Origin of the sequence: Singulisphaera sp. GP187 (genome assembly GCF_900129635.1) — a bacterium.
Taxonomy (GTDB): Bacteria; Planctomycetota; Planctomycetia; order Isosphaerales; family Isosphaeraceae; genus Singulisphaera.
The window spans coordinates 150263-168733 of sequence record NZ_FSRB01000001.1; the positions used below are offsets into that span (position 1 = coordinate 150263).

Sequence of the window (18471 nt, forward strand, 5' to 3'; positions counted from 1 at the left end):
GACGAGCTTGGATCGACTCCGCGCCCGTTTCGCACGTGACGACGGCCTCCCGTTCGCCGACGGACAGAAAAAGGGGGACATAGCGATTTATGCCTGCTCCTTCCGGGGACGCCCCCGCGGACGCAAGCACGACTCCAGTCCCAGCCGGATCGCCGTCTCCCGGGTCCATGATTCCCCACCATAAGGTCGGCCCCGGGATACCGAGTGCCGCAACCGTTCGAGGTCGCCGACGGAGAGGGGTTCGTTGACCCGCTCCAGCCACCCCTCGTCCCGGACCGACACCTGGCCCTTCCACAACCACGGATCGCCACGCTGCCAACCGGGCAGACTCGACCACTTCCAGTCCTCGGCGTGCGCGACCAGTTCGGCACGCAATGCGTTGCGTTCGACGTAGCGGAGCACCGTGACGAGATGGCCGTCGTCCTGGACGGGGAAGGCTTTGAATCGCCCCTGCCAGACGTGGCCCGTGGTGCCGTAATGGCGATGATAACGGCGGGCGTGCGCCGTCAGCAGCCATTGCATCCAACGGCCGAGGTCGCCAACGCCATGGGGCCTCACGAGGAGGTGAAAATGGTTGGGCATCAGACAATACCCGAGCAAGTCCACCGGCACGCGGCTCCCTGCGTCAGTCATCGCCTGGACGAAGGCGTCGTAATCGCCGGGCTTGTGGAAGACGGCCTCGCGGCGGTTGCCCCGATTCAGGACGTGATACCAGAGGCCAGCGACGGAGGCACGAGCAGTTCGCGGCATGCCACACACGATAATCGCCGTGCCGTCTGCTGTCAATAAAGTGCTATGTCCCCAATAGTGTTCGGCACTCCGTTTGCTGTGGGGGGCGATCCGAGCAACGGCAAGCCGGCAACCCGGGGAACTCCCCCTCAGAGCGTTTCACACGACCCTGTGGGGCGGGCGGGGGACCTGCGGCCCCAGTGGGCACGAGCTTTCGGCTTTGCTGGGGGAGGGACAGGGAGCTCACGCTCCCCACTTGCCTTTCGCACAAGCGAAACCAGCCACCAGGCCAGCGCATGCTCGCCTCCCAGGCGAGCGGGGAGCGTGAGCTCCCTGTCTTCCTGAAGCGAGGAAGCCTGGCCGACACGGCCGCCCCGCAGAGGCGTGCGGGACGTTCTCGGTGACCTGGGGCGAGCCGACGACTCGGGTGAACTACAAACCACCGCGCAGCAGCGAACACCGCGGACTTGGGAGTCGAGCCACGGGCACTACGTCTCTTCAGATTTTAATTTACTAATATGGTCCAAGAGTTCCTCAAGGCTCGCCCAGCCTGCGAAGTACAGACAGATCATCTCGTAAGACCGGAGCGTCGGCTTGCGGCCCGTCCACAGGCTGATCAGCAGACACGCGATGATCGCGCAGTACGCCTGGATCTCGATCCCCTTGGGATGCGTACTCAGCAGGTGGCGACAGCCGAGCACGTGCTTGAAAAATCTAAAGAAGAGTTCAATTGTCCACCTGTGTCGGTAGATGTCAGCGATCACCTCGGCGGGAACATCCAGGAGGTTCGTGGCGATCCGCAGCACGCCGTCGCTGGGAGGACCGGCCGTGCCCCCTTTGCGGCCCCCACGCTTGGTGTGGGGCGTCGTTTTCACCAGAATCACCCGCACCCGATGGGCCGGCCGCTCGTCGGGCTTCTTGGCGGCGCCGAGGTCCACGATGAAGTCGCGGAGGACGTCGGCAGCCGCGGCTGTCGCCGAGACCGGGCGCTCTTCGATGACCGCATTGAGGTTGCTGTTGTCGCGGATGCGGCAAACATAGCTGCTCCCCGCGGCCACGATGTCGTTCCAGAGGGTGAACTGGGCATACCAACGGTCCAGGACGTAGCAGTGGTCGGACTGCAAGGCGGCGCGGAGTCGGTTCTTCTCGTCGTTATGGCCACTGTTGGCAGCGGCGCTGACCTCGATCCGGGTGGGGACGTGGCGGTCGATGGCGAAGTGGGTGTGGAGTCGCCAGCCGCTGTGAGAGCCGCCGTTCTTGTCGTTCATGAAGGCGGCCTCGGCGATGGTCTTGAGCGTCTTGGCCACGCTGCCATCGACGGCCGTCAGGGCATGGGCGAGGTGGCCGCCGCGCACGTCGCGGACGGGCTTCACTTCGGCGGCGAGGGACTCGATGATGCCGCGCAGCCGCTCGGGTTCGAAGACCTCGACGGCCTCGGAGAGCGACCCCAACGAGGCCCGGGCGCAGCCGAGCTTGCGCTGCACGTTGTTGAGTGTGCTCGCCTGTTGCAAGGAGCGCAAGGAACGGAGGACTGGGTTGAAGAGGAAGAGTAAGACGAGCATGCAATACTGATCGTAATGCAGGCTGCGATTACCGGACCTGTCGCGTTGGCAGCCGACATCGTGGAGTTGGTCGAGCAGCGGCAGTAACCGCTCGACGTACTTCAACCCCTGGATATCTCGGGGTTTCAGAGGTTTTGCTGAGCGTTTTGCCATTCCCAAGGCCCTGCCAAAATGACGGCAAGATGCACTTGAGTGGAGAAGGCGCAAATTCTGTGCCGAAAGTCCTTGCGAAATCCCCGTTTTCGGCCCTTGAGGGCAAGATTGGCCTGGGTGGAGATGGCGCAAATTTCGTGCCGAACACTATTGCTATGTCCCCCTTTTTGCCCCCGTCTGGATCTAGATCGCAATGCATGTCCTTTCTGTTAGCTTGTCGGCCAGGGAGCTGCGCGGGGTGAGGGCATCGAACTCCTTGAGGGTGGCCTCGACACCGGGCCAGTCGTCCCCTTCGGCCCGGGCTTTGAGCCGGGACTCGAGGCGGGCGCGGACGGCGACGAGGTCGATGACGGTGTCGCGCAGCGGGTGTCGATTAGATGGCCAGGCGCCTGAACTGAGCAGGGCAGGAAGACTGGGTGATTGCCGAGGTCACCTGCCCAGCGCCAATACCCCCGCAATCCCCCAGACCTCCCAGTAGAAGTGCCTGGCCACCGTCCCTGTCCGATAGTACCTGCACGTCGTGCTGGGCCTGGTCCGCTTGAGCGACCGACCTCGGAGCATTCCGTGGGCGAAAGCGTGAGTTCTTGTCCGAGAGCCGTATGCGAGAAATCCGCCTGTACGTTTCGATGAGCGAGGAGTGAAAACGGAGCGTCGGCCACCGCGTCACTCCTGGGCTCTACTTTCTCATTATTTTATCCTTCACTCAGGAGCTCCCTGCCATTGGGCTACTGCCCTTCCATGAAATGCGCAATCATTGCATCCGTGGTCACGTAATTCAGTTCCAGGCCGTCCCCAAGTCCTAGAATGCAGCCGGACTGCTGCATCCAGTCGCATACAAGACTTGATTCAAGATGATCAATTGGACACGGCTCAACAATATAGATATCGCAGGGCTTGATTGACGGCGGCTTGGATCCAAAGAACCAGGCCTCATCGAAGCCAAAAAACAGTTTGTCAACTGTATCCCGCGGAATCGGCAGGCAAGCCACAACCCCTTTTCCAAACAGGTAATATGGAACACCGGATGCGGCGAGAATGCTGTCGATAATACTATTGCCTCTGAAATCGTTCAGGCTATCAAGACATGAAATATAGATATATTTCATGTTTGAAAATCCGCACGCGTAACTATTGATGAATTCTCTTGCCGTTCCAGTGGTTTTGCCGGCCCAACATTTCATTCTAGCTCTCCTGCAAGATCCGCCTATATTGTGCTCTGAAGATGATTGACCCCTGCCTTCTGGATTAATAATAGACTGAGGATGCCGGGGCCTCTTTTTCCCACACGCCTCTGGCAAGCTTTGCTGTTCTATTAGGCCTCATCGGCACATCGGCCTCTGGTTTACTGAGAGTCAGGAAAGTAATGTCCGCCCCGCTGCTTGTATTCCGCTGAAAAAATTGACTTTCAGCAGAGACCTTCCTGACTCACAGTAGGAGCTTCATTCGCCGGGCAACAGTGGACGACCAGGTCCCCTGGTGGGCCGTGGTGTTGACCAGTCCCAATCATGTATGTGAGGATCACCGGCGCCGTGATTATGACCAAAATCGCAGTCCCGTACTGCTCTGCCGTCTGGCCCGTAGTCGCGAATCTGGCCCCCTCCTCGTCCATCATCGTAAGACTCCGAGGAATTTGGTTTTCCTCTTGACGGAAGGCTGCCATCACGATATGGTTTTTTGTACCACCACTCGGCAGCACCAACAAGTATTGGTGTGAATGGGTTGTACCCACTGTCGTTGATTGCTTCTCCTGCCTTGTATCCGCCATAGGCTACAATGCCGCAAGCGGCTGCAGGTGCAAGCAATGGTGCCAACGAACCTCCTGCAGCCGCTCCTCCTGCAGCCGTTCCTCCGAATCCTCCTCCAATCAAGCCGGCGCCAATCGCGATAGCTTCCAGCCCGCTGGGGTCTATGTCATTTACTGGATCGCCTCCGAGATACGAATACAGATTGACCAAACGAGAGTTGAATCCAATTGGATCCTCGCTCAACCACCTCCCCGTCATCGGATCCTGTGCACGGTGTTGCGCCAGATTCAACCCGGTCGCCACATCCCGATCCAGGCCTGCGAAGCCCGTGAGCCGATCGCCGATGGCCGGCGCGGTCTCGCCGACGACGGCCCCGTATGCATTGTAGTCGACGTGGTCGATCACCACGCTGGAATTGTCGACGAGATCGCGGACGGTCCCCAGGCGGTCGGACAGGTACCAGGCGGTGCCCGATGCCGTGTCGCGGGCCAGCACGGCGTCGATGCCTGTAGGGGTGGGGCCGTTCAGGTACCGCGATTTCAACGTCACCGAGCCGTCGAAATCCAGGATCGGCGAATTCCCGTCGTAGAGTGTCCAGGTCGTCACGCCGCCTTCGGCCCGGCCGATGCGGCGGTCGAGGGCGTTGTAGGTGTAGCTGGCCAGGACGGTCGTCACGCCGCCGACCACCGAGTCGACTTCCACCAGGCGGTTCCGAGGATCCCAGGTGTAGACGGTCTCATCGCCGCTGGAAATCTCCGTCTTGCTTATTATATTGCCTTCGTCGTCGTAGGTGTAATTGAACGTCCCATCCGTGGTCATCTGGTTGCCGGTACCCGTCGCATAGCCCGACGTGTTCCGGTTGTCGTTGGCGTCGTAGCCGAAGCTCTCATTGGCGAATGCGCCGTTGGAGTGCGTCACGCCGGTCAACTGGTCGTCGTTGGTATAGCTGTAGCCGACGGTATCGTTGGCCGTGCCGCCGGACGTGGTCCAGGTACGCGACTCCTGGATCAAGCGGTTGGCGGCGTCAAGGTTGTAGCCGTAGGACGAGCGGACCGTGCCACCGGAGGTCTGGTGGGTGAGCGTCGTCAGGCGATTGGCGGCGTCGTAGGCATACTTGGTCACCAACACCGTGGTGGTGCCGGCGGTGTCGCTGTACCGGGTCAGGGTGGTGCGACGGCCGGCGGCGTCGTAGGCGAAGTCGACCCGCTTCTGCGCCACGCCGGTGCCCGACTGGGTGATCCGGGTGAGTTCGTCACGGGCGTTGTAGACGTACGACGTCACGCCCCCGAGGCTGTCCACCAGGCTGGTCCGGTTCCCGACCGGGTCGTAGCCGTAGGTCAGGGTGACCTGGGGCAGTCCCGTGGTCCCCTGATTGTTCACGGTCAGGAGCCGATTCGCATTGTCGTAGGTGTACGCGTACTTGCTGGCCGCATCCTGGATCTGGGTGGTGCGTCCGGCGTAATCGTACGAGTACGTGGTCGTGTTCGTCACCGCCCCACCAAGGGCGGCGAGCCACTTCTCAGTGGTCAGCCGGTCGTTGGCATCGTAGCCATAGTCGGTGATCCGACCGAGTCGGTCGATCTTCTCGGTCAGGTTGCCGACCAGGTCGTAGGCGTAACTGGTAACCTTGCTGCGTGGATCGGTCTCTTTCGTGACCCGGTTGGCGTTATCATAGTTCCAGGAGGTGACGTTGCCCACGGGATCGGTCAGACTCGTCAGCCGCGAGGCGAGGTCGTAGGCGTAGGTGGTGGTCCCGCCGCCGGAAGGGGCGGTCATGCTGACCTGGCGGCCGAGCAGGTCATAGGCGACGGTGGTGGTGTGGCCCAGGGGATCGGATGCCGCGACCAGCCGGCCCACCGGGTCGTAAACGGAGACCGTGGTGTGGTTCAGGGCATCGGTCGCCGTGATTGGGCGGTTCAGGATATCGTAGGTATACGACGTGGTGTGATGGAGCGCATCGGTGATGCTCACCAGGTTGTCGTTGGCGTCGTAGCGATACGAGGCGACCGCGGAAGGAGTGCCGCCGCCGCTGGTGGAAGGGCGGAGCACGGTTGCCAGCCGGCCGACGGCATCATAAACGTAAGTCGTCGTGTGGCCGTTGGCGTCGATCTCGTTCTTGACTTGCCCGGCGGCATCGTAGACGAGAGTCGAGGTATGGCCCAGGGCATCGGTCACCGAGACGATGCGGTTGAGGGCGTCGTAGCCGTAGCTGGTGGTGTGGCCGAGCGGGTCGGTCACCGCGGTCTGGTTCATACCGTCGTAGGTGTAGGTGGTCCGCCGTGAACTGCCTTGATTGATCGGGGCGGTGACCGAAACGAGCCGGCTGCGGGCGTCATAGGCGAAGCTGGTGACATGGCCCAGGGCGTCGGTCACCGACGTCAGGTTGCCCGCCGCGTCGTAGACGTACGAGGTCTTGAATGTCGAGCCGGCGGCGGCCTGGACCGGATCCTGGGTGGACAGGACCCGGTTCATCGCGTCGTAAGTCGTGGAGGAGGTGTGGCTCAACGGATCAGTGACGCTCGTGAGATTGCCCGCCGAATCATAGCCGAGATTGATCTCCGTAGCCGCCACGCTGACCGGCAGGCTGACGGATTCGAGCAGTTGCAAGTCGGCGAATTGGGTCGACGCGAGGTCGCCGTTATTGGACGACACTTCGAGACGATAGTACTTGTATAAGCCGGGCGTCGTGACCGTGTAACTCGTGGTATGCGAGTTGGTGGTGTCGGCCTGGTTGGTGCGTGTGTCGAGGGTCGTCCAGGTCGAACCATCGTTCGAGCCGTTCAGCGACCAGTTCTTCGGGGCCTGCCCAGGATTGAGTCCGATGGCATTGCCGCTGGTGATTCGATACTGGCTGACGGTATGCGCGGCACCACCGGTGAATTCGTATTGCACCCAGATGGCGGTGGCGGAGTACGACCAGGTGGTCTCGGGACTCCGATCGAAGGCGTTCTCGGCTCCCCCACTCAAGCCGCCGCCGATCGCGCCGCCCGTGGCCGATCCCCGGGTCGCCACGTCTTGCAGATAGCTTCCCCCTCCGGAGGGGAGGGTCGCCTTGGTGGGCCGACCGTAGAAATCATAGGTGTAAGTGGTCGTGGCACCGATCCGGTCGGTGGCTGTGAGGACCTGGCCGGCGGCATTGTAGGTCCAGTCCTCATGGAGGCCGTCGGGGTCGGTACGGCGTAACACGTTACCACGAGAGTCGAGGGTAAAGGTCGTCCGCAAGCCGCGAAAATCAACGATCGAGAGGGGGATGCCATAGGTGTCGTCGTAGGCGATCGTCATCGTGGTGGGGGAGGAGCTCAAGCCACCTGAGCCACCTGAGCCACCCGAGCCACCTGAGCCACCTGAGCCACCTGAGCCACCTGAGCCGCCCGAGCCACCCCAGCCGCCTGAGCCGCCTGAACCACCCGAGCCCGTTGGCCCGCCCAAGACTGGGTCGCCGGGTCGAGTGATCGACGTGACATTGCCCCGCTTATCGTAGGTGTACGTGGTCGTCCGGCCGAGTGGATCGGTGACGGTGGAAGCAAAGCCACGACTATTGTAGGCGACCTTCGTGACCCCGCCCGCGGCATCGGCCGTAGTGGTCGGATGGCTCATCCAACTGAAGGCGAGGGTCGTCGTGCGACCGTTGGGGTCGGTGACGCTGCCGCTATAACTATTGGAGAGCGAACCGCTGCCTCCGGGCGCCAGCAGCCCCCGGGAGAGCGCGGGGGTAACCGTGGTCGTCGCGCCGCCGCCGAAGAGGGATTCGCTGGTGAACTGGCCAAACGAATTATAGGTCACGCTGGCGGACTGGCCCCGCGGGTTGACCTCACCGGTCATGCGGTGATTGGCCGGAGTCGCGTAACTGTACTGAGTGACGGCGCCGTCAGGATCGACGATCTGCGTCAGGTTGTGATTGGAATCGATCGTGATCGTCGTGACCCGACTGGCGGGATCGGTGATCGTGGCCAGCCGGCCTGAGATCGCGTCGTAAGCCAAAGTGGTGATCAGGCCGACGGGGTCGGTGATCGATTTGAGCGATCCCGCTCCGGGCTGACCGGCCGCCACGTAGGCGTAAGTTGTGGTGTTGAGGTTGCGGTCGGCTACGGAGACTTGACGTCCCGCGGTGTCGAACTGGACGACAGTGCCGTCGGGGTAGCTTCGCGTCCAGCTCCCGTCATTGTTTTGCACCACGGTTGACGGAGAACTGGAATGGCCGCGATAGCCCGGCGTTGCCGCCTGGCCGGCGAACGCGGCCGTGGTAAGCATACCGATCTGCGGATACGTCGAGGAGATGAGAACATTGCGGACCGGGAGAAACTGATTGCTTTCGAGGTCGGGCAGGAGCATCCGGACGTAGCCGGTGCCGTCGGTCAGCGCGATCCCGGGCCGGCCGGAGCCGTTGAAGTCGGCCGCCACGATATTGCCGACGCCGGCCGGGCTGATCTGATTATTGAGGGCATAGCGGACCCCGGCACGTCCCCACTGGCCCGAAGTGGACAGAGGCACAATGTCGAGATACTCCTGGATCCACGGTCCGCTGAAATTATGGCCATGGATGGGCATCGCAATTTCAAGACTCTCGCCCGCACCGCGGAACTTTCCCGCGACCAGGCCGATGGTCGCCTCGGAAAGATGCCCCGACGAGCGGTAGGTGGAGACGTAAGAGAACGATCCCGCGCCGTTGTTGGCGAAAAGAACCAGATTGCCGAAGAGCAAGCCGAGGTAAGCGCTCGGACTCGTGGTCGAGATGACCAGGTCGGCGTCACCGTCTTCGTCGTAATCAACGGCGGTAACGCCGAGGACATGATACGGCGGAGGGAGGGGCAGACTCGACGCTGCCCCCATCGCGCCCCCCGTGGTGGCGAGCATCACATTGGCCAAGCCATCGTCCGTGGTGAAGGCCAGGTCGGTCTTGCCGTCGCCATTGAAGTCCCCGGCGCAGACCGAGCCGGGACGGTTGTGGGAATAGCTACCGCTGCCCGCCGAGGAAACGACCACGGTGGAGAACGTTCCGTCGCCCACGCCGGTGTAGATCCGCGCGGAATAGGTACCGCTTCCCCCGGATGGGGCAAGGACCACGGCGAGGTCGAGCACACCGTTCACGTGGCCCGTGAAGTTGCCGACGGCCACCCCCTTGGCCATAAATCCTGACGGGAAGGAATAGGAGACGCCGCTGGTGAAGCCACCGGCGCCATTGTTGAGGAGAATCGTGAGGGTCGATCCATTGACGATGGCCTGATCGGGCTGGCCGTCGCCGTTGAAGTCACCGGCGGTGGATCCCATGACATCGCTGCCCGTCGTGACAGGCGAGAAGGATTCGAATCGGCCGTCGCCGTCCGTATTCTCAAGAATTTGAGCCGTCGAGACGTCGGAAGCCAGGGCAAGATCTTGAACTTTGGTCTGACCACTGTTGTAAACCGGATTGAACCTCGAAATTCCTCGCTGGCCTTCCTTGATCAGGAGAGGGCCGCCTGGCACGGGCTGGTGGATCTGATTGACCCCGCCGACACTCCAGCCGGCTCCGATCGCACTCGCAGTTTCGTTGACGACTTCGATTTGTCCTTGAGCCACGGTGGTGAACGAAACCGCCGACCAGCCAGTGCCGAACTGCTGAGTCACCGTCATCGTGTAGGGATAAAGGCCGGAGCTCAGTGCGCTAGCGTCGATCTGGAGCGGGACGTAATAGGAATGATCATCGACCAGTCCTCCCGGAGTGGCGTAGGTCGTTGCCGCGCCCTGAATGACCCCGCCGATACTGACCTGGGCGGCGACCTGCGAAATCGACGAGGCATTGCCGCCGATAGGCGTGGTGAACTGGAACTGGGCCACTGGCCGGGGATCGGCCTGAAGCGAGCTGTACTGAAGGTCGATTCCGCGCGTCAAACCCTGCGATGCGTACGTGACGGTCTGATGATCCTGGAAAAACGCACCGTTGATCAGACCGGCATCAGAATTCAGCTTCGCGTCCCGTTGCATACGGATAGGACCAGTACCAGCACCGCCACCGTTGGAGCCCGTGCTATTGCCGGTTGGCTCGCCACAGGTCGAGCAGGGGCCTGTTGGGCTGAAGGGAGAAGATCCGGTTCCAATGAGAAGACAGAATTCGTTCCAATCAGTCCCAGCCCCACCTCCGCCTCCGCCTCCGCCTCCGCTGTCGTCACCCCCTCCGCTGTCGTCATTCCCTCCGCTGTCGTCGAAGGAAACTCGGCTCATCTGGTCCATGACGGCCCCCGGATCGTTCCGGGTCGCCGCAAGCGAGAATGGCTCCGTGGAAGTGAGGGTCTGGCCATCCTCGGAGACGGCCATCTGGGCGGCGATGTCATGCCCGCCGACTCGGGGGTTGAACATCAGCAAATTGAAGACCGCCCCGGCCGCATAACCTGCCGTATTGGGCATCGTCAGGGAAACCAGGTCGTCCAGGTTCAACCCCGCGGTCCTGAATACCACCATGCCGCCCCCGGCGTTCACCGGCATGTGCAGCGCCGCCTTCTCGGGCGAGAGCTCGGCGACCGAGAGGGAGATCGAGGAGGCCGAACGCGCTGCTTCGGGGTGGGCAAGCCGGAGGCTGTACCCTGGAAGTGACGGAGAGGTGATCACCGCATCGGCGGAGTTGGCCCGCCGTGCGGTCGCAGGCTCAGACCAATTGAGCCGGGGAAGGATGAGCGGTTCCGGGACGACGTTATCCGCATCGTCGTAGATGTCATGCCCGAGGAACTTCGTTACCGGCGACAGGACTCCGAGCCGCCCTTGCTTCTTGGCGACCGCTCCACCGATGCTCAGAAGGCCGGTCTTCCCCTCGGGAACATCCGTCAGAATGAACACACCCGCTTCGTTCGTCGTGGTCGCCAGCGTCCCAATCGACACCGGGATGCCAGCCAACGGCTGCCCCAGATCATCGACCACCCGCCCGGAGACCGTTGTGGCCGCGAGGTGGAGATAGGTCGCATCAACTTGCAGCCACTCGGTGGCGGACTGGTCACCGATGCGGGCCGTGATCGCGAAACGGTAAGTGCCAACCTGCTCCGGGCTCGGCGTGAAGGTGAACTCGCCGGTGCCCCGATTGAACGTCATGTTTGCCGGCAACGGCTGAGGCGTGATCGTATATGTGGCACCCTCACCGACCAGTCCGCCGGGGAGAATCATGGTTTTCAAGGTCGATCCCACGCCGACCGAACGCGTCGTCGTGATCGTTTCCAGAGACGGGACGACAGGCTTTGTCGCCACGGGAACGGACGCCTTGCTCGCAGCGGGTTGTGGCGTGAGGATCAGACACGGCCCCGAGATCCCCCCTACGACCGTCACGAGCGTACGACCATCGGCCGTGACACGAAGTGTGCCTGCCTCAACGAGACCCGAGGTCGGACTCATGGTCCGGAGCGATAGCTCCGACCCGGGAGCGGCCCCCATCGAATTGGGCAGAGTGATTTTCGCCGGGTTCCGGAACACAAGCCGGCCCCGGGAAGCGGCCACTTTCACCTGGTACGTGCCCGGCTCGCCAGTCGGCAGAACGGTCAGGGCCACGCGGCCCCGATAGGGGCGTCCCGAGGGCGTTCTCGCATCACCCCGCCCGATGTGCAGTGCGAACCCGGGCAAGGCAGGAGTCGTCAGGTCTAAAGCCCGGCCTGGTCCGATGCGACGGATGACGGTGGCCGGCGGCTGCGCGAGTTTGCCCCAAGCGGCTTGGCGCATCGCCAGGCGCTGCGTCGGCGTGATTGTCGTGGACTCGGGTGCAGTCGGGCTTGGTTGAGCAACAGTGGCACGAGGCCCCCCTGCAACCAGCGCGAGCTTAAGAAGATCTTCGTGAGGTATTACCCCCCGCGAAGCATCTGGCGGGGCTCCAGAGATTCGACCTTGAGTTTGATCGGCCTGCGAGGTGTGTGCGCCATGGGGGGGGCCTCACTATGTTAATATAGGCTGGCATCACTACGTGATTTGAATCTACGGTTTTGATGCGGGCCTTATTTAACGCAGATGATTTTCGAAACGCAAGACCCTGGCACGCGATTTTTTGAAATCCAATGCATCTTGATTCCAATCGTCACTCTAAATCAATTAAAAAAACATCATATTGCTACATGTCGACTCATTGCCACTTGGTCAACGGGCAGCGTTCGTGCTGAAGCCGGGCCTTGGCAGCCGTGATGCAGCCGCAGACACGGCAGCGGGTCCCCGTATGATGAACGCATGTCGTGCAGATCGCGAGTCGATCGCGGTAGTGCTGTGGTGAGGTGGTTTTGAATCCCAAGGCCATGAAAGTCGCCATTGATTTGGCCGCGGTGATCGCCATCCGGAGCGGTCCGGCGGCAGCCACGCGATCCGGACTTGCGGAGAGTTCGGGATGTAGCCCCCCGGCACTCACATCAACGCGGCCCCCCTGGGATGACCATCCCTGTCCGGACGGGTTCGCCGCGATCCTTGCTGAACCCGAGCGATAATTCTCGAGGTGCTGGGCATACCATTCCGCGGCAGGATGGTGGAGCTGTCGTAGCCTGTCGACGGCGGTCCCGGCGGCGGCGACCGCCTCATCGCGCCGACCCGCATCGGCCAGGTGGATCGCTGCCAACCAGAGGAGGTCCGCCGCATGGCGACGGTCGCCCACCCGCGCCGCAAGGATCGAGGCGTCCCTGAGACAGTTCAGTCCTCCCTCGCGATCCCCTAACTCCAGCAATGCTCGGGCCATCCGGTCGAGGGCAAGCTTTTCGGCGGGAACGTCTCCGATCGACCGAGCATACTCCACGATCGGACCGAGGCGATCGAGTGCCGCCTTGGGGCGCCCGAGATACAATTCCGTGTGAGCCAGGTTGCTCGCAACATCCGCGTGCAGGGCCAAATCACCGATCCGATCAGCCTCAAGGAGAGCTTCGGACAGAGTCTTCATCGATCGTTGAGTGTCACCGATATGGAGGAGAACCAGACCCAGGTCAGACGATGCCATGATGATCCGGCGGTGGTCGCCCGACCGGATCGCGGCACTGAGGGCCCGCTCGGTGATTGCCAGTTCGGACTCTTGGGACGGTTCCTCGGCGAAGGTCGCTTCCCGAGGGGACCGATCCGGTTCCATCCCCGAGACAAGATAAAGGTCCGGCCCGAGTGAGCGGATTCCTCGAGCCTCCGGCCAGCGTGCCGTGATGAGGTTTTTGACGAGCGGGGTCGATTCGGCTGCGGCCCAAGCGAGCCTCAGGTCAGTTCGACGCCCACCGGCCGGTGTGGCGAATTCGCCGTTGGGCAGTGACCAGTCCGTCTCCGACCGAGCCCCGATCAGGCGACAAACGACTCTCCCGATTGCGCCGCGCAACCTCTGGCGTGCCTTGACGGAGGTCGCCGCGATCGAGCAGAGGCCCTGTTCGATCTCGACCGATTCGTTGACCGCCGTGCCGATCCGTTCCCACTCCTGGAAGCCATCGCGGCAGTCCCCGCGCCACCAGAGGACGAGACGTCCTCCCTTCAGTTCGGGCAGGATCACGTCGTGAACGACAAGGCGCCGACCATCGGGCAGATTCATTGGGGGGGACTTCCCGCAAAAAGCCATTGATTCTGTCACATCACCATGCTGGCGAATGAGTCTACAACTCCGACAATGGAATAACATCAGGGTAATGACCTGCTGCCCTCTGGACCCGCCCAATCGAGCTCGTTAGACTTCTCGACGTGCCGTTCCGACATCTCGATTCGACCAGGGAGAGTTATGATCGGTTCCCCCCCATCCCGGTCCTTCCCGATTTCGGTGATCATTCCCTGCTTCGACCAACTCGCATTCACGAGTCAGTGTATTGCTTCGCTGGCACGGCACACGCGACCGCCCTGGGAATTGATTGTCGTCGACAACGGTTCGACCGACGGCACTGCCTGCTACCTCGCTGGGATCCGCGATGTCGCTCCGTTCCCCGTGACGATTCTGACCAACGCCGAGAACCGAGGATTTCCGGCCGGCTGTAATCAGGGGATCGCCGCGGCGCGGGGCGAGTGCGTCGTTCTGCTCAACAACGACGTGGTGGTGACCGACGGCTGGCTCGATCAACTGGTCGCCTTGACCTGCGTGGATCCGGCCATTGGGATGGTCGGGCCAATGTCGAACTATACCACTCCACCACAGATCATCCTCGATACGCCTTATGCCGATCTGGATCAAATGGACCAGTTTGCCGTGCTGTGGCGGCAAGAGCATCGTGGTCAGTGGATGTTCGCCGAGAAACTCTCGGGGTTCTGCCTGCTGATCCAGCGCCGCGTGCTTGAGGCGATTGGCAGTCTCGACGAGCGTTTCGGACTGGGCCTCTTCGACGACGATGATCTCGCGTTGCGAGCGCAGCGGGCGGGCTTCAAACTGGCAGTCGCGGTCGACCTGTTCGTGCACCACCACGGCAGCCGTACCTTCGCCGGCGCCGGAATTGATGCCGAGTCACTGCTCGCGACCAATCGGCTAAGGTTCGAACAAAAGTGGGGGATCGACAGTTCCGCGGCTCAAGCGGTTTCCCTCGTCCCCTGGCGAAATGAGCGGCTCACTCCGACTCCTTCCGGGATTCGCCCGGCCACGAACTCGCTGCGCCGGACCTGGGCCAAGCTCTTTGGGGTCGGCCTGCCCCGCACCGGGACCACCTCCATCGCTTCGGCAATGCTCGAACTCGGATTGAGAACCGGTCATGCATGCTTCGATGAGACCCTCTTCGATGTCGGCGACGCCTTCTTCGATACCCCGGTCTATGTCGACTACCCCGATCTCGATCGCCGCTACCCGGGCTCGAAGTTCATTCTGACCTGGCGTGATCCGCACGACTGGTACAGGTCCTTCGTCCGCAACTTGGGACCTTACCTCCATCGCCTTCGGACGGAGTTCAATCTTGACCCGGATCGACTCATCGATCGTCGCTGCTATATGCACGTCTTCGGCACCGACGAACTCGATGAGGACACCTTCCTGGTCCGCTATCGCGACCACCGGTTCCGGGTTGAGGAATTCTTCACAAAACGACCTGACGACTTGCTCATACTCGACCTCGATACTACCACCGACCTCTGGGATCCGCTCTATCAATTCTTGAACTTGCCAAGGCCTGATCGCCCCTTCCCTCGCATCAATGCCAGCGCCATCGATCGCTGGTTGACTCTCGGGCATCCCTTAAAGCTTTCAAATGAGACAGAACGGGTTGTGGCGGAGGTTCTATGATCGGAGACAAAGGGCATGGTTCTTTCGCTGGAGACGACCCGATGTTGACCGTGCCACGAGGGCAGGGCACCACCTCCGTGATCGTTCCTTGCCTTCGGGGCTGGCGAGCCGCGCGACGATGTCTCGTGCCCTTGCTCCGGCATACGGATGCCTCGACCCAGCTCGTGCTGGTCACCAACACGAGGTCCGGAACTCTCGCGGCCTACCTGGCGGGGATTCGCGATGCCGAGCCGGCGCGTGTGCAGGTCGTCGTCGTTCGCGATCTCAAGCGCGTTCGAGACGCCTGGCGATGCGGGTTACGCGAAGCTCGCCGCGAGTTTGTTGCCTTGCTCGGACCGACGACGATCGTGACCGACGGCTGGCACGATCAGTTGACGGCACTCGCCAACGCCGATCCCACCATTGGCATGGTCGCGCCGATGAGCAATGTCGCACCTCCGCTCCAAGCGGCCGATGGAGCACCGGCGGCTGAGAACGTCGATGCGTTCGCCGCCCGCTGGCGTGCGGCGCGACTCGGACGCTGGCTGACGTCGGAGACGCTGGGCGGCCCTTGCCTGCTCCTCAAGCGGGGCATCCTCGAAGCGATCTCCGCCGGTTCTGCCCTGCGTTCAGCCGACCTGAGATCTGATCGCCTTTCGGCGCGGATCCGTCAGGCCGGATTCCAGCTTGCTATTGCCAATGATCTGTATGTTCACCGATTTCAGCGATCCTCGCCTTCAACTCCCTCAACCGGGCTCGCGGGCTTCGTGCGACCATGTCGTGTCAGCCTGACGATGATCGTCCGAAACGAGGAGGCAAACCTGCCTGCCTGCCTCACTTCCGCCGCCGGCCTCTTCGACGAAATCGTGATCGTCGACACCGGATCGACCGACCGGACCATCGAGATCGCACGCTCGTTCGGGGCTCGAGTTTTCGAATTTCCCTGGGTCGACGACTTCGCCGCGGCCCGGAACGCCGCCCTCGCCCGTGCGACCGGCGACTATGCGTTCTGGCTCGATGCCGACGACCGGATCGAGTCGCCCCATCGCGAGCGGCTCCGCACCTTGTTCGACGGGCTCCGCTCGAAGGATGCCGCCTTTGTCATCCGTTGCGCCTGCGACGCCGATCCTTCGGGAGGCGGCGCCACCGTCGTGGATCATGTCCGGCTCTTCCCGTTGCGTGAGGATGTCCGCTGGACGTACCGTGTCCACGAACAGATCTTGCCTGCGTTGCGCCAGGCCAAGATCCACGTCGATTGGACCGATGCGGTCATCCGCCATGTCGGCTATAATGATCCCGAGCTCCGTCAGAGCAAGTTACAAAGGGATGATGCGATCCTCAGATTGGAGTTGGCCGAGCACCCCGACGACCCCTTCGTCCTGTTCAACCTCGGCCAGATTTCCCTGGAGTCGGGCGATCCGATCACGGCCGTGGGTTACCTCCAGCGAAGTCTGGTCGGGTCGGCCCCCGGTGACTCGATTACCTGCAAGCTGCATGCGTTGATGGCCCGTGCCTACCAACAAGCGGGTGACCTGGACTCGGCCCTGGCTGCTTGTGATGTCGGTCTGGCGACCCTCCCCGATGACGCCGAGCTCCTCTTTCGCAAGGGGGTTGCCCATCGGCTCCGCGGCGAACCGGAACGGGCCGGCCTGTGCTGGCGGCGGATCCTGACGTTGCAACGGCCCGAGCGATTCGCCAGCGTCGATCAAGGGATCTTCGGTCATGTGACCCAGCAAAATCTCGCCATGCTTTGCGAAGAGCAAGGTGATCGTGCGGCCGCCGCCTTGCACTGGTCGGCGGTGCTGGCCGAACGTCCTGACGACGCGCGGGCTCGCCAAGCATTGGGACGGCTGGGACAACCGCTGGTCCATGCCGGGGAATGGCCCTCGTGAGCTTGAAACGACTTCTGTTCGCCTCGATTCACGGCTATGTCGACCCGTCCAGCGGCGCCGCCTGGGCCAGTCGTGACGTCCTCGAACTCATGGCCGCGCGTGGGGTGGAATGCCGCGCGATCACCCCCGGGCTCTTGTCCTACGAACGCGAGACGTCGGCCGAGGAAATCCTCAAGCCGCTCGGTGTTCCCATCCGCAAAGCGGCACTGATGGCTGGGATCGATTCGGCCGACGCCCTCGAGTTCGACCTGGGCGGGGTCGGCGTTACCCTGGTGCCGACCGCTTCGAGTCGGGCGGAGCGTTTCGATGATCCCGTGGAAATAAAGGATTTTCTGGGCCGGACGGCAAGATTGATCGATGAGTTCCGGCCTCAGGTGTTGCTCACCTACGGCGGTCATCCCGCCAACCTCGCGTTGATGAAACTGGCGCGAGAACGCGATGTGTCCGTGGTCTTTCACTTGCACAACCTGGCCTACCCCAGTCGAAGTACATTTGAGCACGCCACGGCCGTCCTCGTCCCCTCGGAATACTGCCGTCGCCATTACTTGCAAAAGCTTTCCCTCGAAAGTACGGTGATCCCATCGCCACTCATCCCCGAGCGAATGGTCGCCCCCGTACGCGATCCCCGGTATGTGACGTTCATCAATCCCCAGCTCTCCAAGGGAGCTGCCGTTGTCGCGCGGATCGCCTTTGAACTTCATCATCGTCGTCCCGAAATCCCGCTGCTGATCGTCGAGGGACGCGGAGCGGCCGATGCTCTGACGACGGTACGCCTCGACCTGTCCGAGCTGAGAAATCTGAATCGACTGCCGAATCTCCCGAATCCGCGCGCGATCTACCGCCTGACCCGAGTGCTACTCGTGCCCTCGTTGGTCCGCGAGACCTTCGGCCGGGTCGCCGCCGAGGGACTCGCGAACGGGATTCCTGTTCTCGCCAGCGACCGCGGTGCCCTCCCTGAAACCTTGGGCGATGCCGGCTTTGTCTTTACACCCCCCGATCGGTGCACCCCCAACTCGGTCGAACCGCCAACGGCCCACGAAGTGGCCCCGTGGGTGGCCACAATCGAACGACTGTGGGACGACCCGTCCTGGGAGACTGCCCACCAGGAACGGGCTAGGCTGGAATCCCGGCGCTGGGATCCCGATTTCGTGGCCGATCAATATCTGTCATTCTTCACCGCCCATGGGCGCCGCGATTAATAACTTCACGATTCCTGAATTTACTCATTCACCTACCATTACTGAGCGTTGCAGAAAGAACTAAAC

8 protein-coding genes are annotated in these 18471 nt (G+C 62.2%); 3 read left to right on the plus strand and 5 right to left on the minus strand.

Translation table 11 applies throughout. The annotated features are described in order from the left end of the window. Nucleotides 1-87 precede the first annotated feature (87 nt). From BUS42_RS00545 to BUS42_RS00565, 5 genes are all read right to left on the minus strand, one after another. Complete coding sequence (locus BUS42_RS00545) at nt 88-750, minus strand: transposase (protein WP_074304452.1); 663 nt, start codon at nt 748-750, stop codon at nt 88-90. Nucleotides 751-1217: 467 nt separating this feature from the next. Next, the gene (locus BUS42_RS00550; protein ID WP_074304453.1) at nt 1218-2444 is read right to left on the minus strand and encodes an IS4 family transposase; all 1227 of its coding nucleotides are present in this window, start codon (nt 2442-2444) and stop codon (nt 1218-1220) included. Between the two features lie 725 nt (nt 2445-3169). Further along, nucleotides 3170-3550, minus strand: coding sequence for a hypothetical protein (locus BUS42_RS00555; RefSeq protein WP_074304455.1), 381 nt, complete (start codon nt 3548-3550; stop codon nt 3170-3172). Between the two features lie 333 nt (nt 3551-3883). After that, nucleotides 3884-11863, minus strand: coding sequence for an FG-GAP-like repeat-containing protein (locus tag BUS42_RS00560; protein ID WP_143206184.1), 7980 nt, complete (start codon nt 11861-11863; stop codon nt 3884-3886). A gap of 394 nt (nt 11864-12257) precedes the next feature. Then, nucleotides 12258-13676, minus strand: a complete 1419-nt coding sequence (locus BUS42_RS00565) for a hypothetical protein (protein WP_074304457.1) — start codon at nt 13674-13676, stop codon at nt 12258-12260. A gap of 183 nt (nt 13677-13859) precedes the next feature. Here BUS42_RS00565 and BUS42_RS00570 point away from each other — a divergent pair, with 183 nt between their 5' ends. Genes BUS42_RS00570 through BUS42_RS00585 form a run of 3 tightly spaced genes read left to right on the plus strand, consistent with a single transcriptional unit; the run spans nt 13860 to nt 18405 of the window. Continuing rightward, nucleotides 13860-15335: a sulfotransferase gene (locus BUS42_RS00570; protein ID WP_074304458.1), complete on the plus strand. Its 1476-nt coding sequence runs from the start codon at nt 13860-13862 to the stop codon at nt 15333-15335. Between the two features lie 41 nt (nt 15336-15376). Further along, the gene (locus BUS42_RS41655; RefSeq protein WP_159452144.1) at nt 15377-17206 is read left to right on the plus strand and encodes a glycosyltransferase; all 1830 of its coding nucleotides are present in this window, start codon (nt 15377-15379) and stop codon (nt 17204-17206) included. After that, on the plus strand, nt 17194-18405 hold the full coding sequence (locus tag BUS42_RS00585; protein ID WP_254053222.1) for a glycosyltransferase: 1212 nt from the start codon (nt 17194-17196) through the stop codon (nt 18403-18405). Before BUS42_RS41655 ends, BUS42_RS00585 begins: the two co-directional genes overlap by 13 nt. The last annotated feature ends 66 nt before the right edge of the window (nt 18406-18471 follow it).

What these genes read in the sequence shown, in the direction of transcription:
- BUS42_RS00545 (WP_074304452.1), bottom strand. Translation starts at nt 750, where the DNA reads ATGCCGCGAACTGCTCGTGCCTCCGTCGCTGGCCTCTGGTATCACGTC.
- BUS42_RS00550 (WP_074304453.1), bottom strand. Translation starts at nt 2,444, where the DNA reads ATGGCAAAACGCTCAGCAAAACCTCTGAAACCCCGAGATATCCAGGGG.
- BUS42_RS00555 (WP_074304455.1), bottom strand. Translation starts at nt 3,550, where the DNA reads ATGAAATATATCTATATTTCATGTCTTGATAGCCTGAACGATTTCAGA.
- BUS42_RS00560 (WP_143206184.1), bottom strand. Translation starts at nt 11,863, where the DNA reads ATGCGCCAAGCCGCTTGGGGCAAACTCGCGCAGCCGCCGGCCACCGTC.
- BUS42_RS00565 (WP_074304457.1), bottom strand. Translation starts at nt 13,676, where the DNA reads ATGAATCTGCCCGATGGTCGGCGCCTTGTCGTTCACGACGTGATCCTG.
- BUS42_RS00570 (WP_074304458.1), top strand. Translation starts at nt 13,860, where the DNA reads ATGATCGGTTCCCCCCCATCCCGGTCCTTCCCGATTTCGGTGATCATT.
- BUS42_RS41655 (WP_159452144.1), top strand. Translation starts at nt 15,377, where the DNA reads ATGTTGACCGTGCCACGAGGGCAGGGCACCACCTCCGTGATCGTTCCT.
- BUS42_RS00585 (WP_254053222.1), top strand. Translation starts at nt 17,194, where the DNA reads ATGGCCCTCGTGAGCTTGAAACGACTTCTGTTCGCCTCGATTCACGGC.